The organism is Enterobacter soli, from assembly GCF_964208575.1.
Taxonomy (GTDB): Bacteria; Pseudomonadota; Gammaproteobacteria; order Enterobacterales; family Enterobacteriaceae; genus Enterobacter; species Enterobacter soli_A.
Genome location: NZ_CAXOFU010000014.1, coordinates 87135 through 107575 on the forward strand (window position 1 = coordinate 87135; position 20441 = coordinate 107575).

The 20441-nt window shown below is 53.5% G+C and carries 26 protein-coding genes and 1 other RNA gene; 19 read left to right on the top strand and 8 right to left on the bottom strand.

The window, feature by feature from the left end; all coding sequences use genetic code 11:
- The first annotated feature begins 2 nt into the window (after positions 1-2).
- From AB6V08_RS15290 to AB6V08_RS15330, 9 genes are all read left to right on the top strand, one after another.
- Entirely contained in the window at positions 3-1070 is a 1068-nt protein-coding gene (locus AB6V08_RS15290; protein ID WP_368543686.1) for a hypothetical protein, read from the top strand.
- Positions 1067-1417 (top strand): hypothetical protein, encoded by a 351-nt coding sequence (locus tag AB6V08_RS15295; RefSeq protein WP_045354447.1) that lies wholly within the window; start codon positions 1067-1069, stop codon positions 1415-1417. The genes AB6V08_RS15290 and AB6V08_RS15295 overlap by 4 nt, the downstream gene beginning before the upstream one ends.
- A 6-nt stretch (positions 1418-1423) precedes the next feature.
- Positions 1424-2161 carry an OB-fold protein gene (locus AB6V08_RS15300; RefSeq protein WP_368543687.1) on the top strand — a complete coding sequence of 246 codons (738 nt, stop codon included), beginning with the start codon at positions 1424-1426 and terminating at the stop codon, positions 2159-2161.
- Positions 2162-2225: 64 nt separating this feature from the next.
- On the top strand, positions 2226-2978 hold the full coding sequence (locus tag AB6V08_RS15305) for a Gp138 family membrane-puncturing spike protein (RefSeq protein ID WP_368543688.1): 753 nt from the start codon (positions 2226-2228) through the stop codon (positions 2976-2978).
- On the top strand, positions 2978-3331 hold the full coding sequence (locus AB6V08_RS15310) for a hypothetical protein (RefSeq protein WP_023325694.1): 354 nt from the start codon (positions 2978-2980) through the stop codon (positions 3329-3331). Before AB6V08_RS15305 ends, AB6V08_RS15310 begins: the two co-directional genes overlap by 1 nt.
- A complete protein-coding gene (locus AB6V08_RS15315) occupies positions 3332-4531 on the top strand; it encodes a baseplate J/gp47 family protein (RefSeq protein WP_368543689.1) in 1200 nt (399 codons plus the stop codon).
- On the top strand, positions 4528-5208 hold the full coding sequence (locus AB6V08_RS15320) for a DUF2612 domain-containing protein (RefSeq protein WP_368543690.1): 681 nt from the start codon (positions 4528-4530) through the stop codon (positions 5206-5208). Before AB6V08_RS15315 ends, AB6V08_RS15320 begins: the two co-directional genes overlap by 4 nt.
- Complete coding sequence (locus AB6V08_RS15325) at positions 5208-5813, top strand: gp53-like domain-containing protein (RefSeq protein ID WP_368543691.1); 606 nt, start codon at positions 5208-5210, stop codon at positions 5811-5813. The genes AB6V08_RS15320 and AB6V08_RS15325 overlap by 1 nt, the downstream gene beginning before the upstream one ends.
- A 1-nt stretch (position 5814) precedes the next feature.
- Positions 5815-6234: a tail fiber assembly protein gene (locus tag AB6V08_RS15330; protein ID WP_368543692.1), complete on the top strand. Its 420-nt coding sequence runs from the start codon at positions 5815-5817 to the stop codon at positions 6232-6234.
- Between the two features lie 51 nt (positions 6235-6285).
- Here AB6V08_RS15330 and AB6V08_RS15335 read toward each other — a convergent pair whose 3' ends face one another.
- The 3 genes from AB6V08_RS15335 to smpB form a co-directional block, all read right to left on the bottom strand.
- Complete coding sequence (locus tag AB6V08_RS15335) at positions 6286-6552, bottom strand: DinI family protein (RefSeq protein WP_368543693.1); 267 nt, start codon at positions 6550-6552, stop codon at positions 6286-6288.
- A gap of 271 nt (positions 6553-6823) precedes the next feature.
- Positions 6824-7186, bottom strand: a transfer-messenger RNA (tmRNA) gene (gene ssrA / locus AB6V08_RS15340).
- Between the two features lie 90 nt (positions 7187-7276).
- A complete protein-coding gene (gene smpB / locus AB6V08_RS15345; protein WP_039030084.1) occupies positions 7277-7759 on the bottom strand; it encodes an SsrA-binding protein SmpB in 483 nt (160 codons plus the stop codon).
- 156 nt (positions 7760-7915) lie between these two features.
- On the opposite strand from smpB, the gene AB6V08_RS15350 reads away from it, so the two are divergent.
- Both AB6V08_RS15350 and AB6V08_RS15355 read left to right on the top strand, forming a co-directional pair.
- Positions 7916-8353: a type II toxin-antitoxin system RatA family toxin gene (locus tag AB6V08_RS15350; protein ID WP_334407117.1), complete on the top strand. Its 438-nt coding sequence runs from the start codon at positions 7916-7918 to the stop codon at positions 8351-8353.
- Entirely contained in the window at positions 8343-8630 is a 288-nt protein-coding gene (locus AB6V08_RS15355; RefSeq protein ID WP_368543694.1) for an RnfH family protein, read from the top strand. Before AB6V08_RS15350 ends, AB6V08_RS15355 begins: the two co-directional genes overlap by 11 nt.
- A gap of 103 nt (positions 8631-8733) precedes the next feature.
- Here the strand turns inward: AB6V08_RS15355 and bamE are convergent, their stop codons facing one another.
- The 3 genes from bamE to nadK all read right to left on the bottom strand — a co-directional run bounded on the left by bamE (position 8734) and on the right by nadK (position 11836).
- Positions 8734-9072, bottom strand: coding sequence for an outer membrane protein assembly factor BamE (gene bamE / locus AB6V08_RS15360; RefSeq protein ID WP_112013059.1), 339 nt, complete (start codon positions 9070-9072; stop codon positions 8734-8736).
- Positions 9073-9210: 138 nt separating this feature from the next.
- Positions 9211-10872 carry a DNA repair protein RecN gene (recN, locus tag AB6V08_RS15365; RefSeq protein WP_368543695.1) on the bottom strand — a complete coding sequence of 554 codons (1662 nt, stop codon included), beginning with the start codon at positions 10870-10872 and terminating at the stop codon, positions 9211-9213.
- A gap of 85 nt (positions 10873-10957) precedes the next feature.
- The gene (gene nadK / locus AB6V08_RS15370) at positions 10958-11836 is read right to left on the bottom strand and encodes an NAD(+) kinase (RefSeq protein ID WP_368543696.1); all 879 of its coding nucleotides are present in this window, start codon (positions 11834-11836) and stop codon (positions 10958-10960) included.
- Between the two features lie 122 nt (positions 11837-11958).
- Between nadK and grpE the strand changes: the two genes are divergently transcribed.
- Positions 11959-12552, top strand: a complete 594-nt coding sequence (grpE, locus tag AB6V08_RS15375; RefSeq protein WP_368543697.1) for a nucleotide exchange factor GrpE — start codon at positions 11959-11961, stop codon at positions 12550-12552.
- Positions 12553-12603: 51 nt separating this feature from the next.
- Here grpE and AB6V08_RS15380 read toward each other — a convergent pair whose 3' ends face one another.
- Together AB6V08_RS15380 and AB6V08_RS15385 are read right to left on the bottom strand one after the other, a co-directional pair.
- Positions 12604-13890, bottom strand: a complete 1287-nt coding sequence (locus AB6V08_RS15380) for an HlyC/CorC family transporter (RefSeq protein ID WP_368543718.1) — start codon at positions 13888-13890, stop codon at positions 12604-12606.
- Positions 13891-13908: 18 nt separating this feature from the next.
- Entirely contained in the window at positions 13909-14700 is a 792-nt protein-coding gene (locus tag AB6V08_RS15385) for an inner membrane protein YpjD (RefSeq protein WP_368543698.1), read from the bottom strand.
- A 166-nt stretch (positions 14701-14866) separates the two neighbouring features.
- Here AB6V08_RS15385 and ffh point away from each other — a divergent pair, with 166 nt between their 5' ends.
- The 7 genes from ffh (at position 14867) to AB6V08_RS15420 (ending at position 20441) form a co-directional block, all read left to right on the top strand.
- Positions 14867-16228, top strand: coding sequence for a signal recognition particle protein (ffh, locus tag AB6V08_RS15390; RefSeq protein ID WP_368543699.1), 1362 nt, complete (start codon positions 14867-14869; stop codon positions 16226-16228).
- A 269-nt stretch (positions 16229-16497) separates the two neighbouring features.
- Positions 16498-16746 carry a 30S ribosomal protein S16 gene (rpsP, locus tag AB6V08_RS15395; protein ID WP_368543700.1) on the top strand — a complete coding sequence of 83 codons (249 nt, stop codon included), beginning with the start codon at positions 16498-16500 and terminating at the stop codon, positions 16744-16746.
- Positions 16747-16764: 18 nt separating this feature from the next.
- Positions 16765-17310, top strand: coding sequence for a ribosome maturation factor RimM (rimM, locus tag AB6V08_RS15400; protein ID WP_368543701.1), 546 nt, complete (start codon positions 16765-16767; stop codon positions 17308-17310).
- A gap of 30 nt (positions 17311-17340) precedes the next feature.
- Positions 17341-18105, top strand: a complete 765-nt coding sequence (gene trmD, locus AB6V08_RS15405; protein ID WP_234675919.1) for a tRNA (guanosine(37)-N1)-methyltransferase TrmD — start codon at positions 17341-17343, stop codon at positions 18103-18105.
- Positions 18106-18146: 41 nt separating this feature from the next.
- Positions 18147-18494, top strand: a complete 348-nt coding sequence (gene rplS / locus AB6V08_RS15410) for a 50S ribosomal protein L19 (RefSeq protein ID WP_002914145.1) — start codon at positions 18147-18149, stop codon at positions 18492-18494.
- A 132-nt stretch (positions 18495-18626) separates the two neighbouring features.
- On the top strand, positions 18627-19031 hold the full coding sequence (locus AB6V08_RS15415; protein WP_368543702.1) for a DUF2946 domain-containing protein: 405 nt from the start codon (positions 18627-18629) through the stop codon (positions 19029-19031).
- A 39-nt stretch (positions 19032-19070) separates the two neighbouring features.
- On the top strand, positions 19071-20441 hold the full coding sequence (locus AB6V08_RS15420) for a PepSY-associated TM helix domain-containing protein (RefSeq protein ID WP_368543703.1): 1371 nt from the start codon (positions 19071-19073) through the stop codon (positions 20439-20441).

The following is a 20441-nucleotide window of genomic DNA, read 5'->3' on the forward strand; positions in this document are numbered from 1 at the left end:
GCATGTCGCAGAACTGGATGAGACATTTCGAGCTGCAGCTCGTGGACGAGAACGGGCAGGGTATCGAGCTCAGCGATTTTAAAGTGACCTTTACGATCGACTGGTTCAACATCAGCAGCGCGTCACGGGTGGGTACGTTCAAAATCTACAACCTGTCAGCTGATACGGTAAACCGCATCACCGGGCAGGAATTTTCGAAAGTGCGGCTGATTGCCGGATACGACGGTATCGCGCCGGAGGTGTCGGCAAGCGATGTCGGGACCGTGCGGGAAGTCGACGCGGCGGACGTGGGCCAGAGTGATGGCCGGAACTATGGTCTGATTTTCAGCGGGGAAATTCGCTACTCGGTCACTGGTAAAGACAGTCCTATTGATTCCTACGTCCTGATTCAGGCAGCCGATACGGATCTGGCTTTTGCCACCAGCATAACCTCGCAGACACTGGCGGCCGGTTATACGGTCGCAGATGTGAACCGCGCGCTGATGAAAGACTTCGAGGCCAAAGGCGCAACCGAAGGCCTGACCCCTGAAATGCCTGTTACCGTATTCCCCCGGGGGCGGGTACTGTTCGGTATGACACGGCATCTTATGGATAACGTGGCCGGACAATGTGGCGCAACATGGCAGTTCGTGGACGGTCAGCGTCAGATGGTGGCGAATAACGAGTATGTTCACGACGCGATAGTGCTGAACAGCGCCACCGGGCTTATCGGTATGCCACAGCAGACCATCGGCAACGGCGTAAACGTCCGCGCGCTGATTAACCCTAACATTCGGGTTAACGGGCTCATTCAGTTGGATCAAGCTTCCGTGTATCGCACCGCGCTGTCAAACAACGATATCGCGATGGCTGGTGGGCAGATCACCGACCAGAACATGGACGGAAATATCACGCTCAGCGGCACCACAGCGCAGCCTGCCAGCATTGCAACAGATGGCGTTTATATTGTGCGCGGGATTATGTACACTGGCGACACAAGGGGCCAGGCGTGGTACATGGATATGATGTGCGAAGCGCGTGGCGCGGCGGATTTACTCTCGTCCTCAGCGCAGCAAAGGATATATTCATGAAGCGTATGAAGTTATTTCTGACAATTTCGTTACTGTTCTCCTGCTCTGCGGCTTTCGCTGATTTACAATGCGGCGGATACCGACTTCATGCAGCTGATAACGGCTGGACGAAAATCAACGGCGAGCAAGTTACATCTCAAAAAATCAAGTTTCTCGGTAAGAAAGACGATTGGGATAACGTTAAAACGGATATGGGGCTGATGCCTGCACGTGACGGTAATAATTACGGTTTCGAATTTGTGAAGCGTGAGGGGAAATCGTTCCTCAATGTACAATTGCTTCAAAATAGCATGAATGCTCCCAAGATAATTGGCTCCTACCCATGTTCACAAATCAAGGGTGAGTGACCAATTATGAAAAAAGTTATTATCGCTCTATTTTTATGCTCTGTTCCTTTTGCTGCTATTTCAGCTGTTAAAAACATAACGTTTAGTGATAGCGAAAAAGTCATGCTTAAGAACCTTTTTAAATATGACCTTAAACAATTCATCCATTCTGACGCCCATATGTTTTCTTATGAAACGGTGATTGTTTCCGCGGAAAAGATTGCAGAGGATTATGATGCAAATGAAGCGAGGGGGGACAGAGACTATAAGGGTAAACCCATTGTCGTTTCTGGGACTGTCGAAAAAATTAGATCCACCATGGGCGATGTTCCAGCAGTAGAGCTAAAAACTAATGTGGGGATTAAGGGCGTTTCTTTATACTTCACTAAAGAAAACGAGAAACTTGCGATTGATTTGAATAAGGGCGATAAAGTCAGTTACGCCTGTATAGGTGATGGCTCAGTATTAGGTGACCCTGTTCTTCGTGGTTGTCTGCAAACAGATGAATATGTAAATACAGCATCTGAAGTTATGTATAAAGATTCAATGGCGATGCTGAAGGATATTAAAGACCCTAAATCAGACGCTAACACTTTTCTTTTATTTACTAAAATGATTACAAGATTAACTGATGATTATAAATTGTGCGCAGCCACTGATGCGAAATGTATCGTTAATGTAATTGATACAACACCTATGGAAAAACGAAAGACTATGGCTAGGGAAATGTCCAAAGAACTTGGTGTCAATGTCAGCGTAAAATAGCCGTCATACCTTCGACCTCATAACCCGCCACCCGGCGGGTTTTTTGCTTTCTGGAGCCTACAAAATGGCAGTATCTGACCAGACCCGCAGCGGCGACCTTGCTGAAACATTCAAATCTGAGCGGGACACAACAAAGAACCAGATCCGCGTCGCCATGCCAGGCATCGTTCAGTCATTCGACCCTGACGCGGTTACGGCGGTTGTGCAGCCTGCTATCCGTTCGGTTGAAACGGATAACGACGGGAACCGCGTTACCAAAAATTACCCGCTACTGGTGGATGTGCCGGTGATATTTCCGCGTGGCGGCGGCTGCACGTTAACGTTCCCGGTGAAAGCCGGCGATGAATGCCTGGTGATTTTTGCCGATCGCTGCATCGATTTCTGGTGGCAGAACGGCGGGGTACAGGAGCCTGTCGACGACCGGGTGCATGATTTATCGGATGCGTTCTGTATCGTCGGGCCGCAGTCGCAGGCGCAGAAAATAAGCGGTATCAGCACGGGGGCCGCGCAGCTCCGCAGCGACGACGGAAGCACTTATTTTGAGCTCAACCCCTCAACCCAGAAAATTAAAATTGTGGCCCCGGGTGGGCTGGAGGTTATTACTCCCCTGGCCGACTTCTCGGAGAAAGTCACTATTCACGGCCTCCTGTCCTGGATGGGGGGCATGGTGGGTTCTGTTGTCTCAGGCGTTGCATCCAAAATCATCGGCGCTGTTGAGTTTATTGGCAGCGTTAAAGCTAACGGTAAAACTGTCGACGATACGCACACTCACGGCGGCGTACAGAGCGGCACCAGCAACACAGACAAGGTGAACTGATGCGATACAGACGTGAAGATGCCGATGGCGATTACACCTTTGGCAGCGGTGATGATACCTGGCTGATTAACTCACCAGAGGCCGTGGCGCAGGCTGTTAAAACGCGATTCGAATTGTGGTACGGGCAATGGTTTCTCGATACCACAGAGGGAACTCCGTGGATTCAGTCCGTACTCGGTAAGCAGAAGCCCGAAACCTACAACCTGGCGATTCGTAAGCGCATCCTCGAAACGCGGGGCGTTAAATCCATTCTCTCTTTCAATACGACAGTGAACACGACGACGCGCCGCGTCCAGTTCTTCGCTGAAATCGACACTATCTACGGAACAACGACAGTAACCAGCGAGGCATAAATGGCCCTCAATTTGGACACACTCGGCTTATCGGCAACGGTAACCGCTGAGGGGATCAGCGCGCCTGATTACCAGGCGATACTCGATACCCTGACGAGCTATTTCCAGCAGATTTATGGCAGTGACGCTTATCTGGAGCCGGACAGCAAAGACGGCCAGATGGTGGCGCTGGTGGCGCTGGCTATTCACGATGCCAATAACACGGCCATCACCGTTTACAACTGCTTCTCACCTGCTACGGGTTACGGCGCAGCGCTGACCAGTAACGTGAAAATTAACGGTATCGCGCGCAAAGGGGCGACGAATTCCACCGTGGATCTGCTGCTCACCGGCACCGCAGGGACAACCATCACGAACGGTACCGTGAAAGACACCAATAACGTGATTTGGCGTCTTCCTGCCTCTGTAGTCATTGGTGTGGACGGTACGGTGACGGCTACTGCCACCTGCTCAAACAGCGGCGCAGTCGCGGCGCTGGCCGGGACGATTACCACTATCAACACGCCGACCCGTGGCTGGGCATCGGTAACCAATCCGGCGGCGGCCACCGTAGGCGCTCCTGCTGAAACCGACGCAGAGCTGCGCATCAGGCAGGGGCAGAGTGTCGCGCTGCCATCGATCACTCCGTTTGAAGGTGTAGACGGTGCAATCGCTAATGTTGCTGGCGTGACACGCCACAAGCTGTATGAGAACGATACGGGAGCAACCGACAGCAATGGGCTGCCGCCACACTCAATTTCCGCCATCGTCGATGGTGGGGATGTTACCGAGATAGCCCAGACCATCAGGGGGAATAAAGGGCAGGGAACGGCAACATATGGGACGACCTCAGTTACTGTACCGGATACCTACGGCAACCCGCATGTGATCAGCTTTTCACGGTCGACTGATGTCCCGATTTATGGACAAATCACGCTTAAAGCCTTTACCGGATATACATCTCAAATCGGCGTACAGATCCAGCAGGCTGTTGCGGACTATATTAACAGCCTGAAAATCGGCGATTCGGTGTTGCTGAGCCGTATTTATTCCCCGGCTAACCTCGGTGTGGTGAGCGGCGGCAGTGCGCGTTATTACGACATTCAGGAGCTGCTGATTGGCAAATCAGCCGGGGGTGTTGCCGCAGCGAACATCAATATTGCCTTTAACGAATCAGCATCATGCGTGCCAGCTAACATCGCGATTACGGTGACGTCATGAGTAAATACACAGATTTAATCACCAACTACCACGCCACCAGACCTAAATACTTTGATCACATCGACCTGAGCACCCGTCCGCTGATTGATATTACATCAGCCATCCGGGGGCTGGTGAGCGCGTTTGACATCGATACAGCGGTAGGCGTTCAGCTCGATACACTCGGGCTCTGGATCGGGCGTAGCCGTACAGTTAGCCAGCCCATAAGCGGTGTGTATTTCAGCTTTGATACAAACGGACTTGGCTTTGACCAGGGCGTCTGGCAGGGGCCTTACGACCCCGACAACGGCTATACGTCCCTGAGCGATGACACTTACCGCATTATTCTTAAGGCGAAAATCGCTATTAACAACTGGGACGGCCGCAACGACTCCCTGCCGCCCATTCTTGACGCTGCTACTGCTGGCTCTGGCCTGAAGATGCAAATCGTCGACAACCAGGACATGACGATTTCGGTCTGGGTGTTCCCTGAGACTGATATTTCAGATGTGTCGCTGGAACTGATAGCCGCTATCAAACAGGGCTATCTCACTGTAAAAGCTGCTGGTGTGTGGGCCGGTGATGTTGAAACGCCTTCGGTAGAAACACCGTCCGAGGGGAGCAAATTTTTTGGATTTGACATGGATAACGACTATATAGGCGGATTCGATGTCGGAGCATGGGGGATGACACTCTAATGGCAACAAATAACTTTAAATCTTTTTCAGCTGCAACGGGCGCTAACGTAACGTCACAAACCGACTGGGAGGCCTTACCGGCGCTGCTGACTGGCTTCACAGCTGGTACGGCTTCAAGCGCGCAAGTAAATAAAGCGCTTCGGCAGTCAACGACGATTGCGGCTCTTGTGGGGCAGTTTATCGCGAACTCTGGTGTAGATGCTCTGGATAACGGCGATGTGACCGGACTTGTGACCAAGTTTAAAAACGCGATAGTCACAAATCTGGGCCTGAGTAATATTCTCCTCGCCGGGGTATGCACTGGCGTTCTGTCCACCACCGGTAATATTTCCATCCCATTAATCATCAGCGGCGCGCAAAAAAAATGCCTCATTCAATGGGGGGTAGTGGATGCTGCGCGGCAGTCCACAACTAACGTGACATTGCCGGTCACATATGACAACGCCTGCCTGTTTACCCTTGCCGTTAAGGGCAGTGCAATCTCGTTAACAGCGGAATATGGCGTTGGCTGTTCCCCTGTAAACAACTCAACAATAGCTATTTCGAACTCTAACGGTGGATCTGGATCTACTCAGGGCGTTCGCTGGCTAACGATAGGTTACTAACATGACTCAATATTTTTCCCCGACAGCTCTTGGTTTTTACGTGGAAGGCGTAAACGAAGTTATCCCAGAAGACGTCGTTATCGTTTCAGATGATGTCTATCAAGAGTTCACAAGCGTGGGCTGGCCTACTGGAAAGGTGATAGGCGCCTCGCTGTCTGGTCAGCCTGAATGGGTGGATGCGCCTCCGTTAACAAAGGAGCAGGAAGTTGCTGCTGCCGATGAGCAGAAGCAGATGCTAATTGACCAGGCGAACGAATACATCAACAGCCGGCAGTGGCCTGGAAAAGCCGCAATCGGGCGTCTGAAAGGTGACGAACTGGAGCAGTATAACGAATGGCTGGATTATCTCGACGCGCTTGAGGCTATCGATACATCAACTGCGCCGGATATAACCTGGCCTACTTTACCTGTGAAAAGTTAGTAAATTCACGGCTGGCAACCGTTAGATTTTATAGTGGTTGCCAGCGCTATGTTACAGACCAACCTGTCTTACTGATGGAAATTCAGACGTCAGCCACATGTCGGATTCATCAAACATTTCCTCCAGCATGCGGTTCAGCTTTTCCCGATCGTTTTTACTTGCATCGCTATTCAGGCCGTTCGCCTGCATCGGCTTCACCCTCACTTCGGCATCAGGGAAAATCTGGTGCACTCGTTTCGTCAGCTCTGCGAGGATAATCTCTCTGGCCCCTTCGAGCCCCTCTACATTGCGTTTGTCATATACCAGTTCAACGAACATAAAAGCCTCCGGAAAACCACTGTGGTTGTATACAGTATTTTTACTGTAAAAATAAACAGTGTCAAGGCGAGCGGGGCGTGAAAGGGGAAGGGGGGGTTGTTACCCTTAGTTACAAATAGAAAAACCCCAGACCGTGAAATCTGGGGTTCTTTTAAAGTGCACGTGCATTTCACGTGCATATTTTTGTCTTTTCTCGGTCTGCCTTCTGTCTGGTCAGTGTCCGTAAGTAGCTGTTTTTACTGCCGCTGTCCGGTTGCAGTCCTATCAAAAGTGGTGGAGCTGGCGGGAGTTGAACCCGCGTCCGAAATTTCTACATCCTCGGTACTACATGCTTAGTTTGTCTTTACATTCGCACGCCAGCTGCGGACAGACACGCCACTAACGAACTAGCCTGATTAGTTTTAGCACTTCAACCCCAGGCAGGGCATCCGCGCGATCTCTTTTGGGTTTGACCTCTCTTGATCCCCGTCTTAAGAGCGGAAGCTAGGGAGAGAGGGCTCAGAGCAGGTTATTAAGCTGCTAAAGCGTAGTTTTCGTCGTTTGCGACTATTTTTTTGCGGCTTTTTACGAGGCAAACCGCCCCTCGGCATGCACCTTGGGTTTCGCAAATCCCGTCGAATCCAGAATCAGCCCCAATAGTGTTAGACGGAGTATACCAGATTTCGCTGCCTGGATACCAGTCCGGAACGCTAACTTATTGAATCGCTCAATAAGTATCCGATAATTATCGGCCCGCGTGCTTCATGATACGCGCTTTATCAACCTGCCATTCGCGATCTTTCGCATCGTTACGTTTGTCGTGCTGCTTCTTACCTTTCGCGACGCCGATTTTCACTTTGCACCAGGCGTTCTTCCAGTACAGAGACAGGGCCAGCACGGTATAACCTTCGCGGTTAATGCGTCCAAAGAGTGAATCGAGTTCGCGCTTGTTCAGCAGCAGCTTACGGGTACGAGTCGGATCGCAGACGTAGTGTGATGAAGCAACGGTCAACGGCTGAAAGTTTGCGCCAAACAAAAAGGCTTCGCCGTCTTTGAAGATCACGTAGCTATCGCCAATGTTGGCTTTACCCGCGCGCAGTGATTTTACTTCCCAGCCCTGCAGTGCAAGACCTGCTTCGAATTCTTCTTCGATGAAATACTCATGGCGAGCACGCTTGTTTAGTGCGATGGTCGCCGAACCAGGTTTATGTGCTTTTTTCTTCGTCATAAGTGTCGCAAAGCCGTAGGTAATCTGATGTCAAAAAGTCACCTCATTGCATCCTGTGAGGTCTAACGCGCTATCTTAGCACGAGATGAGGCTTAGCGTTTTTTTAACAGGTGATAAATGTTATTATTTGTCTGTTGTGTGACCATGGAAAATGCTATGCCTCAGATTAGCCGTACTGCGCTTGTACCCTACAGCGTGGAACAAATGTATCAGTTAGTGAACGACGTTAAGTCTTATCCGCAGTTTATTCCGGGATGTACCGGCAGCCGGGTGCTGGAATCTGGTCCGACGCAGATGACTGCAGCGGTGGATGTGTCCAAAGCCGGGATCAGCAAGACGTTCACCACCCGCAATACGCTGACCGATAATCAGAGTATTTTGATGCATCTCGTCGATGGTCCGTTTAAGACCCTGATGGGGGGCTGGAAATTCACGCCGCTGAGCGCAGATGCCTGCCGCATTGAATTCCATCTGGATTTTGAATTTACCAACAAACTCATCGAACTGGCGTTTGGCCGAATCTTTAAAGAGCTGGCCTCGAACATGGTTCAGGCGTTCACCACCCGCGCCAAAGAGGTCTACAGTGTCGCATAAGATTGCTGTGGAAGTGGTGTATGCGCTGCCGGAAAAACAATATCTGCAGCGCGTTATGCTCGAAGAAGATGCAACGGTTGAAGACGCCATTCGTGCCTCCGGTTTACTTGAGCTGCGCAGCGATATTGACCTGACGAAGAACAAAGTCGGGATTTACAGTCGCCCGGTGAAACTGGCTGACGCGGTGAAAGAGGGCGACAGGGTTGAGATTTATCGCCCGCTGATTGCCGATCCGAAAGAGCTGCGTCGCCAGCGCGCGGAGAAATCCGGTAAGTAGCGCTTCCTTTCCCTTCACCCTGACTATTACCCAAGGCGCGAGGGGATCCAGACAAAACAAAAAAGGTGCTCATTGAGCACCTTTTTGCATTCCTGACGCCTGATTATTTGGTCAGTGCAGGTTTGTTATCGATATTGGTCAACACGCCGCTGCTGTTGAAGGTCAGCGTCAGGGTTTGCTGAGTCACGTCTTCATGACCAGGCTGCTGACGGAATACATAGAACCAGGTGTTGGTGCCGAACGGATCGGACATCATCGGGGTTCCCAGTGCATAAGCGACCTGCTGTTGTGTCATACCCACGCGGATTTTGGACACATCGTTAGGGGTAAGGTAGTTCCCCTGGTTGATGTCAGGACGGTAAACCACTTTCTCCAGAGTGGAACAGCCTGCGGTCAACATCAGAAGAACTGCTGCGGCAGCGGTCAGCATTTTACAACGCATAGTGATTTTATTCCTTTTCGGGCCCGAGCAGTACGCGGCTCATATGTAATATGCCGATGATAATAGACCTTGCCCCACTTTGAAACCGGTCTGGCGGCGTTTTTGTTGTTCTCTATGACCCTGAGATCCCGAAAAAGTTTATGCCGCCAGCAGTTCTTTCGCGTTCGCGAGGGTGTTGCGCGTCACTTCGCTACCGCCCAGAAGGCGTGCCAGCTCCTGCAAACGTGAGCGCTTATCCAATGGCTTCATGTGCGTTTCCGTCATTTCGCCATCCGTTTCTTTGCTGACAATAAAGTGGTGATGACCGCAGCCGGCAACCTGCGGCAGGTGAGTCACGCACATAACCTGGGTTGATTCACCCAGCTGACGAAGCAGTTTACCCACCACGGCAGCGGTCGGGCCGCTGATCCCCACGTCCACTTCATCGAAAATCAGCGCCGGGGTTTCCATTTTACGCGCGGTAATGACCTGAATAGAGAGCGCGATACGCGACAGCTCGCCGCCCGATGCGACTTTTGAAATCGGCTGCAGCGGCTGGCCTGGGTTAGTGGTCACGCGGAACTCAATGCGATCCGCGCCTTCCGCCGTCAGGTGGTTCTCTTCAAAGCGCACATCGATGGTGAACACACCGTGCGGCATGGCCAGCGAGCGCATGCTGTCGGTGATGTGCTGACCTAATTCCTGAGCGTAATGCTGACGGACATCGTGCAGCTGCTTCGCCGTTTCCAGCGCCTGCTGGTGATGCAGATTAACCGCCAGGGATAACGTTTCGAGCGAGTCGGCCTGATCGTCGAGCTGCTGCTGTTCTTCCAGCAAAGACTGGTAGAAGGCAGGTAGCTCTTCTGGCGTGACGTGATGCTTACGCGCCAGCGAGATCTGCCTGGAGATGCGCTGTTCCAGCTCAAACAGGCGATTCGGGTCGAGATCCAGACGCTCGCAGTAGTGACGCAGCTCGTCACCTGCCTCTGAGATCTGAATCGCCGCTTCTTCCAGCATATCCAGCACGCCTGAAAGTTTACTGTCCATGCCCGCCAGCTCGGTCACCAGCTGGCGCACGCTGTACAGCTGGCTTTGCAGGTTAACGTCCTCGCCGTCGGCGAGCAGGTTGAGTGCGGTCTGGCTGGTTGACAGAAGCTGCCCACTGTTAGCCAGACGTTTGTACTCTTCGTCGATCTGTTCGAATTCACCCGCCTGCGGATTAAACTCGTTCAGCTCTTTCAGTTGATATTCCAGCAGTTCAGCACGGGCGGCTCGCTCCTGGCTCAGCTGTTGATGCTGGGCAAGCTCGCGGCAGCTCTGGTGCCACTGGCGATAATGTTCCGTCATCAGCTGAGTTAGCGCATACTCACCCGCATAGCCATCAAGCAGGGCTTTCTGTTGCTCGGGTTTGATCAGCTGCTGGTGGGCGTGCTGTCCGTGGATTTGAATAAGCAGCTGACCCAGTTCGCGAAGCTGGGAGAGAGGAACGGCGGTGCCGTTGATAAAGCCACGGGAGCGCCCATCGCTGCTGATCACGCGACGAAGTAAACACTCACGTCCGTTTTCTAGCGCGTTCGCTTCAAGCCAGCGCTGGGCGGCAGGGGTATCTTTCAGGGAGAAACGTGCGCAGAGGTCGGCACGGTTTGCGCCAGCGCGCACCATATCGCCTTCGGCTCGACCGCCGAGACACAAGCCAAGCGCATCGATTGCAATAGATTTACCTGCACCGGTTTCCCCGGTGATAGCCGTCATGCCACTGTTGAAGTCTATTTCAAGCTCACGAACAATGGCGAAATTGCTGATGGTCAGTTGTGCCAGCATAATTGTTTTCCTGTATGAAAAACCATGACTGTGTTTCCATACAGTATAAACTGGTTTTTTATACAGTAAAGTGCTGGGTGCAAAATCAGAACAATTTTTTTGACCAGCCGAGCTTCGAGCTTAACGTATTGAAATAGCTGTAGTCTTTCGGGTGGATCAGGTTCAGGTGGTAATCGCAGCGGCGGATTAATACGTCTTCGCCTTCCTGAATAGGCAGCGCAATCTGGCTGTCGCAGCTAATTTCGAGGTCGTTGCGGCGATGGGAGAACCGCAGGCGGATCGTGCTGCTGCTGTTGATGACCAGCGGGCGAGCAGAGAGGGTGTGCGGGAACATCGGCACCAGCGTGATGGCGTCCAGCGACGGGGTAAGAATAGGGCCGCCTGCGGAGAGGGAATAGGCGGTGGAGCCGGTTGGCGTGGAAATGATCAGTCCGTCGGAACGCTGGGAGAAGGCGAAGACTTCATCGATGTAGACTTCGAACTCAATCATGTGCGCCACTTTGCCGGGGTGGAGAACCACTTCGTTGATGGCGGTGCTGATGCGTTTCTGGCAGTCCTGCTGGCACACCTGCGCTTCAAGCAGGAAGCGCTTCTCGCTGATGTAGTGGCCTTCAAGAACGTCGGCGAGCTGCTGCTGCGCGTTGTCCGGGTCGAGATCGGTCAGAAAACCGAGATTGCCGCGGTTAATGCCGATCACCTTGATATCGTAACGCGCCAGCGTGCGGGCCGCGCCCAGCATGTTGCCGTCACCGCCCACCACCACCGCGAGATCGGCCTGTTGGCCAATTTCCGCCAGCGTGCCGGTCTTAACGCTTTTGAGCTGCAGCTCCTGCGCAATTTGCTGTTCGACCATCACTTCATAGCCTTTGGCGCACAGCCAGCGATACAACATTTCATGTGTCGTCAACGCGGTAGGGTGACGCGGATGTCCGACGATCCCAATACACTTGAAATGATTATTCATTTTCTGGTGGTCCTTGTGCCTAATGAATGATGACAATCTGTCTTGTTCCCTTGAATCCCGGAAACTGATCCCCATAATAAGCGAAGTTAGCGAGATGAATGCAGAAAAACGCGGAGAAATTCATGAGTAGTAAAGAACAGAAAACGCCTGAGGGGCAAGCCCCGGAAGAAATTATCACGGAACAGCACGTTGAAGTTGAGACCGTCGAGTCAGACGCTTCCGCTGAGCAGGTGGACCCGCGCGATGAAAAAATTGCGAACCTGGAAGCCCAGCTCGCAGAAGCACAGAATCGTGAACGCGATGGCGTGCTGCGTATCAAAGCGGAAATGGAAAACCTGCGCCGTCGTACCGAGCTGGACGTTGAAAAGGCGCATAAATTTGCGCTGGAGAAGTTTGTTAACGAACTGCTGCCGGTGATTGATAGCCTGGATCGCGCCCTGGAAGTGGCTGATAAAGCTAACCCGGACAACGCGGCGATGATCGAAGGCATTGAGCTGACGCTGAAATCCATGCTGGACGTGGTGCGCAAGTTCGGTGTGGAAGTGATTGCTGATACCAACGTGCCGCTGGATCCAAACGTTCACCAGGCGATTGCGATGGTGGAATCTGAAGACGTTGAAGCAGGTAAAGTGCTCGGCGTGATGCAGAAAGGCTATACCCTGAACGGTCGTACCATTCGTGCTGCAATGGTCACCGTGGCGAAAGCGAAAGCATAATTCGTCGCTCGGTAGTGCCGGGTGGCGGTTTCACCTCACCCGGCCTACATCCTACTCGGAAATACTCTCCCGAATCGGTTTCACCGGCAGGACTTTCACCTGCTTGATCATATTGTCCTGCACGTCCAGGATATCAATATCGTATTGCTCAATCCGCACCCGCGTTCCCGCCGCCGGGATCTCTTCTAACGCTTCCAGAATCATCCCATTAATGGTGCGCGCTTCATCTTCCGGCAGATGCCAGTTAAAGGCTTTATTGAGTTCGCGAATGTTGGCGCTCCCGTCAATCAGCACCGAGCCGTCGTTTTGCGGCGTGACCTCTTCGGCAAGGGAAGGGGACATGGATGTTGTAAAGTCGCCGACAATCTCTTCAAGAATATCTTCGACCGTCACCAGACCCTGAATATCACCGTATTCGTCGACCACCAGGCCCACTTTCTTTTTATTGCGCTGGAATTTCACCAGCTGCGTGCTGAGCGGCGTGCCTTCGGGCACGTAGTAGATTTCGTCAGCCGCGCGGAGCATCACCTCTTTGGTGAACTCTTTTTTCTCGGTCATCAGACGATACGCTTCGCGCACGCGCAGCATGCTGATGGCATCGTCCAGCGAGTCGCGATACAGCACAATGCGGCCGTGCGGTGAGTGGGTCAGCTGGCGGACGATGGCTTTCCAGTCGTCGTTAATGTCGATCCCGACGATTTCGTTGCGCGGCACCATGATGTCGTCAACGCTCACTTTTTCCAGATCCAGCACCGACAGCAGCATGTCCTGATTGCGGCGGGAAATCTGCGAGCGGGATTCGTTCACAATGGTGCGCAGCTCGTCTTTGCTGAGCGCGCTGCTGATAGTGACGTCCGCTTTAATGCCCACCATGCGCATCAAAATGCGCGTGACCATGTTCAGCAGCCAGACCAGCGGCATCATCAGGATCAGCAGCGGGGCCAGCAGGAAGCTGCTCGGATAGGCGACTTTCTCGGGATACAGCGCCGCGATGGTTTTCGGCAGCACTTCGGCAAACACCAGCACCACAAACGTCAGTACCCCGGTGGCAATGGCTACACCGGCGTTGCCGTACAGGCGCATCCCGACGATGGTCCCCAGCGCGGAGGCCAGAATGTTGACCAGGTTGTTACCGATAAGGACCAGGCTAATCAGGCGGTCCGGCTTACGCAGCAGCTTTTCCACACGACGCGCGGCGCGGTTACCCTGTTTAGCACGATGGCGCAGCCGATAGCGGTTGAGCGTCATCATGCCGGTTTCCGAGCCAGAGAAATAGGCAGAGATGACCACCATGATGATCAGCGTGACGATCAGCGTGGTGGTAGAGATGTGTTCCAGGGGGAACTCCTTTGTTACTTAGCCAGCAAATTGCTGAATGAAACGGCTGCCAAAATAGGCAAGTGTGAGGATGCCCGCACCCGCCACGTTGAACCAGACCACGCGGCGACCGCGCCAGCCTTCATGATAATGGCCCCATAACAGGACAATATAGACAAACCACGCGATGATGGAGAGCACCGCTTTGTCGATATTCTCCATGCTGAAGAGGTTGTGCATATAAAACAGGCCGGTACAGAGCGTCAGCGTCAGCAGCACCACGCCGACCTGGGTGATGTGGAACATCTTACGCTCAATCACCATCAGCGGCGGCATTTCATTATTAAAGGCCAGCTTTTTGTTTTTAAGCTGATAATCAATCCAGGCCAGCTGCATGGCGTAGAGCGCGGCAATAATCAGCGTAGCGTATGAGAACAGCGACAGGCCGATATGCACCAACATGCCCGGCGTGGTTTCCAGATGCGTGATGAACTCGTTGGGCATGAAGGTGGCTAAAGCCAGGTTGATCAGCGCAAAGGCGTAGACGATGGGCAGCAGCAGCCAGCCGCGGTTTTTCGACGCGACGATGGTCATCACCGTACAGATCATCAGGCTGACCAGAGAACCCACGTTCAGCACGCTCAGGTTTTGCACGCTACCGTCGCCGGGGATAATGCGCGATTCCAGCGCAAAGGCGTGGCTGACCAGTGCGATCACCGCCGAAAGAATTGCCATGCGCCGCCAGCCGCTGTTTTTTTGCAGCAGGCCGGGGATGATCAGCGCGAGGCTGACAGAGTAGGCAACAAGGGCGATCAGTGCGAAAACAGGCATATAGGCGTCGACAGTTGTCTTAATAAGAAAGAGAAGCAGTATAACGTTACGTGACGCCTGCTCCAACCGTTGCATAACAACAAAGCCGCCTTCATGTTATACTCCGGCAAAATTCTGTGTATGTGTCGCTGCGGCGGCCCAACGTTTCTACCTCAGGCGAGAGACAATGTTTGATAATTTAACCGATCGTTTGTCGCGCACGCTGCGCAACATCAGCGGCCGTGGACGCCTCACCGAAGACAACATTAAGGAAACGCTGCGCGAAGTGCGTATGGCGCTGCTTGAAGCAGACGTTGCGTTGCCGGTTGTTCGTGATTTCATCAACCGCGTAAAAGAGAAGGCGGTTGGTCATGAAGTTAACAAGAGCCTGACCCCGGGTCAGGAGTTCGTCAAAATCGTTCGTAACGAACTGGTTTCGGCGATGGGCGAAGAGAACCAGGTGCTTAACCTGGCGGCTCAGCCACCGGCTGTCGTGCTGATGGCGGGTCTGCAGGGTGCGGGTAAAACCACGAGCGTCGGTAAGCTCGGTAAATTCCTGCGCGAGAAGCACAAGAAAAAGGTGCTGGTGGTTTCTGCCGACGTTTATCGCCCGGCGGCGATCAAACAGCTCGAAACCCTGGCGCAGCAGGTCGGCGTGGATTTCTTCCCGTCTGACGTGGCGCAAAAGCCTGTCGATATCGTTAACGCGGCGCTGAAAGAAGCGAAGCTCAAATTCTACGACGTGCTGCTGGTGGATACCGCCGGTCGTCTGCACGTTGACGAAGCGATGATGGACGAAATCAAGCAGGTTCATGCTTCTATCAATCCGGTAGAAACCCTGTTTGTCGTCGATGCCATGACCGGTCAGGATGCGGCGAATACCGCAAAAGCCTTCAACGAAGCCCTGCCGCTGACCGGCGTGGTGCTGACCAAAGTGGACGGTGACGCCCGCGGCGGTGCGGCGCTCTCGATTCGTCATATCACCGGTAAGCCAATCAAATTCCTCGGCGTCGGCGAGAAAACCGAAGCGCTGGAGCCGTTCCACCCGGATCGTATCGCCTCCCGTATCCTCGGTATGGGCGACGTGCTATCGCTGATCGAAGATATCGAGAGCAAAGTCGACCGCGCGCAGGCTGAAAAGCTCGCCAGCAAGCTGAAAAAGGGCGACGGCTTCGATCTGACCGACTTCCTGGAGCAGCTGCGCCAGATGAAAAACATGGGCGGCATGGCAAGCCTGATGGGCAAGCTGCCGGGTATGGGGCAGATCCCTGACAACGTCAAATCGCAGATGGACGACAAAGTGCTGGTGCGTATGGAGGCGATCATCAATTCCATGACGCTGAAAGAACGTGCGAAGCCAGAGATCATCAAAGGTTCGCGCAAGCGCCGTATCGCAGCCGGCTGCGGTATGCAGGTGCAGGACGTTAACCGCCTTCTGAAGCAGTTCGACGACATGCAGCGCATGATGAAGAAGATGAAGAAGGGCGGAATGGCGAAAATGATGCGTGGCATGAAAGGGATGATGCCCCCAGGATTCCCAGGCCGCTAAAAACAAGGGTATAAGGCTATCTTGTTTGCCATTTTAGCTCCGGGGTGTGCTCGAAATGCTCACGTACTACGTGTACGCTCCGCTTTCTGCGCGCACGCCGGAACTAAACTGGCTGCACCGATATACGCCTTCTATCCCTTGTTTAAGGCGCGGTATCAAGATGCTGATTGCAATTTCCCCAGAAATCAGTAAAATTTTCGGGCTTTTAATATGACACCGGGCTCCTTCCCTCGATGGGGCCCGGTGTTTTATTCACACAAGAGGATGTTATGGTAACTATTCGTTTAGCACGTCACGGCGCTAAAAAGCGTCCGTTCTACCAGGTTGTTGTAACCGACAGCCGTAATGCACGCAACGGTCGCTTCATCGAGCGCGTTGGTTTCTTCAACCCACTGGCCGCTGGCGCAGAAGAAGAAACTCGTCTGGATCTGGATCGTATCGCTCACTGGGTTGGCCAGGGCGCTACTCTGTCCGATCGCGTTGCAGCGCTGATCAAAGCCGCTAACAAAGCAGCTTAATCTGTCACGGTGGTCATGATGAGCAAGCAACACACCGCACCAGTACCTGTTGAACCGATCGTATTGGGGAAAATGGGTTCTACTTACGGTATCCGTGGTTGGCTCAGAGTGTTTTCCTCCACCGAAGACGCCGAAAGCATTTTTGATTACCAGCCCTGGTTTATCCAGAAAGGCGGTAAGTGGGAAGAGGTCGAGCTGGAAAGCTGGCGTCACCACAATCAGGACATCGTTATTAAGCTGAAAGGCGTTGACGATCGCGATGCTGCGAATCTGCTGACCAATTGCGAAATTGTCGTTGATTCGTCGCAGTTGCCGAAGCTGGATGATGGCTACTACTGGAAAGACCTTATCGGTTGCCAGGTAGTGACCACTGAAGGTTACGGTCTGGGTAAAGTCATTGATATGATGGAAACCGGATCGAATGACGTTCTCGTCATTAAGGCAAACCTGAAAGATGCGTTTGGCATCAAGGAGCGGTTGGTTCCGTTCCTCGATGGGCAGGTTATCAAGAAAGTCGATCTCGCTACTCATACGATTGAAGTAGATTGGGATCCTGGTTTTTAAATTCTCCTGAAAACGGTAAAAGACGGCGCTATGTGGATTGGCATAATTAGCCTGTTTCCTGAAATGTTCCGCGCGATTACCGATTATGGGGTAACTGGCCGGGCAGTAAAAAATGGCCTGCTGAGTATCGAGAGCTGGAGTCCACGCGACTTCACTCATGACCGGCACCGTACCGTGGACGATCGTCCTTACGGCGGCGGACCGGGGATGTTAATGATGGTACAACCTTTACGGGATGCCATCTCAGCAGCAAGAGCCGCGGCAGGTGAAGGCGCAAAGGTGATTTATCTGTCACCTCAGGGACGCAAGCTTGATCAAGCGGGCGTGAGCGAACTGGCGACGAATCAAAAACTGATTCTGGTCTGTGGTCGCTACGAAGGGATAGATGAGCGCGTAATTCAAACCGAGATTGACGAAGAATGGTCTATCGGCGATTACGTACTCAGCGGTGGTGAGTTACCAGCGATGACGCTGATTGACTCGGTTTCCCGGTTTATTCCGGGTGTACTGGGCCATGAAGCTTCAGCAACGGAAGATTCCTTTGCTGATGGATTGCTGGACTGTCCACACTATACTCGTCCTGAAGTGTTAGAAGGGATGGATGTCCCGGCAGTATTACTGTCAGGAAACCATGCCGAGATACGTCGCTGGCGTCTGAAGCAGTCGCTGGGCCGAACCTGGCTTAGAAGACCTGAACTTCTGGAAAACCTGGCTCTGACTGAAGAGCAAGTAAAGTTGCTGGCCGAGTTCAAAACTGAACACGCGCAGCAGCAGGAACATGATGGGATGGCCTGAGGCCCCCAAATATCAGTTTACCCAGGATAAGAGATTAAATTATGAGCAATATTATTAAGCAACTTGAACAAGAGCAGATGAAGCAGGACGTACCTTCCTTCCGTCCAGGTGACACCGTGGAAGTGAAAGTATGGGTTGTTGAAGGTTCCAAAAAACGTCTGCAGGCATTCGAGGGCGTGGTTATCGCTATTCGTAACCGCGGTCTGCACTCTGCATTCACTGTTCGTAAAATTTCCAACGGCGAAGGCGTTGAGCGTGTCTTCCAGACTCACTCTCCGGTAGTTGACAGCATTGCTGTTAAACGTCGTGGTGCTGTACGTAAAGCTAAACTGTACTACCTGCGTGAGCGTACTGGTAAGTCTGCTCGTATCAAAGAGCGTCTTAACTAAGATTCGCTTAAGCGACATCCTGTTAGAAAGGGCTGGCCGAAAGGCTGGCCCTTTTTTTATCTCAACCACACGCCATGCGTTAACCGTTTTGACATAAATCATTTACAATGCCTGCTCTTTAGCGGAGGGGCAGTGGAAAACGTACTACATCAGCAAAAAAGGAAACGCGCAGCGGCACTGACCGCGCTGTTCGCGATCCTGCTGATCGTCGTTGCGCCGCTTATCTCCGTATCCCTGCAAAAAGATCCCATGAGCGCCATGCCCGGCATGCACCACGACATGAGTATGATGTCGACGGATGCGCATCACGGCGATATGCAGCACACGATGCCTGTGGATCACGCCGAGGCGTGCGGCTACTGCGTGCTGTTAGCCCACGTTCCGGGCGTGATGCTGGCGCTTATCGTGCTGCTCAGCGCGGTATTGCAAAGGCTGCGGGTTAAACCGCCGCGACCGGCGGTGAGCCACTGGCACTTTTTCCCCTGGCTGTACCCAGATACGCGCGCGCCGCCGCGCAGGTCTGCTTTTTCCCTTTAAAAACAAAATCGATAACTTTTTACCTTAAAAAGGAAAAGTATGACTACCTGCACTCCTCGCGCGGCCTGGGTAAACCTGCTGCGTCGGCTCCATTTCTATATCGGGCTGTTTGTCGGGCCATTTATCTTCTTTGCCGCGCTGACCGGCACCCTCTATGTCGCCACGCCGCAGCTGGAAAATGCGGTATATCGACATGCGCTGCACGGAGTCACCGCCGGCGAAGCAAAATCGCTGGCGGAGCAGATCGCCGTGGCGGAAAAGGTGACGGGCGGCGAATTGCGTCTGCATGCCGTTCGTCCGGGGCTTGTTGACGGTGACACCACGCGCGTGATGTTTGCCGATCCGGCTCTTGGCCCATCCGAAAATCGGGCCATTTTTATCGATCCCGTCACCCTGGCGGTTCGCGGTGATATGACGGTGTACGGCACCAGCGGAATTTTGCCGCTGCGCCAGAAAATTGATTATCTGCATACCTCGCTGATGCTCGGCGACGTCGGGCGGCTTTACAGCGAGCTGGCGGCATCCTGGATGTGGCTAGCAGCCCTCGGCGGCATCGCGCTGTGGTTTTACACCCGGCCAAAACGGCGCATAAACAACCGCTTCCAGAATCGTCGCCGCCTGCACGTTAGCCTGGGCTGGGTTTTGCTGGGCGGGATGCTGCTGTTTTCTGCCACCGGGCTGACCTGGTCGCAGTGGGCGGGCGGGAACGTCGACAGGCTGCGCGCCGGGATGAACTGGCTTACGCCGCAGGTTAATACTCAACTGTCCGGCGCGCCCGCTGTCGTTGATGAGCACGCCGAACACCGCGGGCACCGCGGTGGGATGGTGATGCCGGACATGGCTCTGGATCTGACGCAGTTTGACGACGTGCTTCACGCAGCTCGCAGCGCCGGGATCGAGGCCAACAGGCTGGAAATCCGCCCGGCCAAAAGCGCGGATCGGGCCTGGACGGTAACGGAGATCGACCGCAGCTGGCCAACGCGGGTGGACGCGGTGGCGATAGATCCGCACTCGATGCAGATCCTCGACCGAACCCGGTTCGCCGATTTTCCCCTGATGGCGAAGCTGACCCGCTGGGGCGTGGATTTCCATATGGGGATCTTGTTCGGCCTGGTGAACCAGCTGCTGCTTATCGCCTTCGGTCTGGCGCTGTGCGTGCTGATCGTCTGGGGATACCGCATGTGGTGGATGCGCCGTCCGGCAAAATCGCCAGCGGATCCGGTTCACACGCTGTGCCAGAGCTGGCTGGCGCTCTCGCGATGGGGAAGGGCGGTAACGGTAGCGGTAAGCGTGCTGCTGGGGATGGCGCTTCCGGTGATGGGCGGCAGTCTGCTGCTGTTCATCCTGTTTGACTGGCTGCGCTGGCGAGCGGCCGTACAGGTGTCGCTCGCCGAATCATCCGTCAAATAG

What these genes read in the sequence shown, in the direction of transcription:
- rplS (WP_002914145.1), top strand. Translation starts at nt 18,147, where the DNA reads ATGAGCAATATTATTAAGCAACTTGAACAAGAGCAGATGAAGCAGGAC.
- AB6V08_RS15350 (WP_334407117.1), top strand. Translation starts at nt 7,916, where the DNA reads ATGCCTCAGATTAGCCGTACTGCGCTTGTACCCTACAGCGTGGAACAA.
- grpE (WP_368543697.1), top strand. Translation starts at nt 11,959, where the DNA reads ATGAGTAGTAAAGAACAGAAAACGCCTGAGGGGCAAGCCCCGGAAGAA.
- recN (WP_368543695.1), bottom strand. Translation starts at nt 10,872, where the DNA reads ATGCTGGCACAACTGACCATCAGCAATTTCGCCATTGTTCGTGAGCTT.
- AB6V08_RS15310 (WP_023325694.1), top strand. Translation starts at nt 2,978, where the DNA reads ATGCGATACAGACGTGAAGATGCCGATGGCGATTACACCTTTGGCAGC.
- nadK (WP_368543696.1), bottom strand. Translation starts at nt 11,836, where the DNA reads ATGAATAATCATTTCAAGTGTATTGGGATCGTCGGACATCCGCGTCAC.
- AB6V08_RS15330 (WP_368543692.1), top strand. Translation starts at nt 5,815, where the DNA reads ATGACTCAATATTTTTCCCCGACAGCTCTTGGTTTTTACGTGGAAGGC.
- AB6V08_RS15420 (WP_368543703.1), top strand. Translation starts at nt 19,071, where the DNA reads ATGACTACCTGCACTCCTCGCGCGGCCTGGGTAAACCTGCTGCGTCGG.
- AB6V08_RS15315 (WP_368543689.1), top strand. Translation starts at nt 3,332, where the DNA reads ATGGCCCTCAATTTGGACACACTCGGCTTATCGGCAACGGTAACCGCT.
- AB6V08_RS15335 (WP_368543693.1), bottom strand. Translation starts at nt 6,552, where the DNA reads ATGTTCGTTGAACTGGTATATGACAAACGCAATGTAGAGGGGCTCGAA.
- smpB (WP_039030084.1), bottom strand. Translation starts at nt 7,759, where the DNA reads ATGACGAAGAAAAAAGCACATAAACCTGGTTCGGCGACCATCGCACTA.
- AB6V08_RS15385 (WP_368543698.1), bottom strand. Translation starts at nt 14,700, where the DNA reads ATGCCTGTTTTCGCACTGATCGCCCTTGTTGCCTACTCTGTCAGCCTC.
- AB6V08_RS15305 (WP_368543688.1), top strand. Translation starts at nt 2,226, where the DNA reads ATGGCAGTATCTGACCAGACCCGCAGCGGCGACCTTGCTGAAACATTC.
- AB6V08_RS15290 (WP_368543686.1), top strand. Translation starts at nt 3, where the DNA reads ATGTCGCAGAACTGGATGAGACATTTCGAGCTGCAGCTCGTGGACGAG.
- AB6V08_RS15325 (WP_368543691.1), top strand. Translation starts at nt 5,208, where the DNA reads ATGGCAACAAATAACTTTAAATCTTTTTCAGCTGCAACGGGCGCTAAC.
- AB6V08_RS15300 (WP_368543687.1), top strand. Translation starts at nt 1,424, where the DNA reads ATGAAAAAAGTTATTATCGCTCTATTTTTATGCTCTGTTCCTTTTGCT.
- bamE (WP_112013059.1), bottom strand. Translation starts at nt 9,072, where the DNA reads ATGCGTTGTAAAATGCTGACCGCTGCCGCAGCAGTTCTTCTGATGTTG.
- rpsP (WP_368543700.1), top strand. Translation starts at nt 16,498, where the DNA reads ATGGTAACTATTCGTTTAGCACGTCACGGCGCTAAAAAGCGTCCGTTC.
- ffh (WP_368543699.1), top strand. Translation starts at nt 14,867, where the DNA reads ATGTTTGATAATTTAACCGATCGTTTGTCGCGCACGCTGCGCAACATC.
- AB6V08_RS15295 (WP_045354447.1), top strand. Translation starts at nt 1,067, where the DNA reads ATGAAGCGTATGAAGTTATTTCTGACAATTTCGTTACTGTTCTCCTGC.
- rimM (WP_368543701.1), top strand. Translation starts at nt 16,765, where the DNA reads ATGAGCAAGCAACACACCGCACCAGTACCTGTTGAACCGATCGTATTG.
- trmD (WP_234675919.1), top strand. Translation starts at nt 17,341, where the DNA reads ATGTGGATTGGCATAATTAGCCTGTTTCCTGAAATGTTCCGCGCGATT.
- AB6V08_RS15320 (WP_368543690.1), top strand. Translation starts at nt 4,528, where the DNA reads ATGAGTAAATACACAGATTTAATCACCAACTACCACGCCACCAGACCT.